Here is a 236-nt window from a genome sequence, read left to right as displayed (position 1 = left end):
CCTGCATCAGAATCGGCAGCGACCACCCGTCCAACACGATGTGATGCAACGTGAAGGTCATCCGGTAGCGGCCTGCGCCGAACTTCACCAGAAGGATCCTGATCAGCGGCGGGTCCGCGAGATCGAACCGGCGCGCGCGCTCCGCGTTCTCCAGCCGTTCCGCCTCGGCCTGGGCCTCGCTCTCGGTCAGATGCGACAGATCTTCCTCCCGCCAGGGCAGGACGACCCGATCTGCA

Annotated in this window: 1 protein-coding gene; it reads right to left on the bottom strand. The window is 65.7% G+C overall.

Annotation, left to right across the window (positions count from 1 at the left end; all coding sequences use genetic code 11):
- Nucleotides 1–236: condensation domain-containing protein (locus FF041_RS38695; RefSeq protein WP_194292380.1), on the bottom strand; the 236-nt coding region annotated here is incomplete at both ends.

The sequence above is a fragment of the Streptomyces jumonjinensis genome, assembly GCF_009600885.1.
Taxonomy (GTDB): Bacteria; Actinomycetota; Actinomycetes; order Streptomycetales; family Streptomycetaceae; genus Streptomyces; species Streptomyces jumonjinensis.
This window is presented reverse-complemented; position numbering and strand designations above follow the sequence as displayed.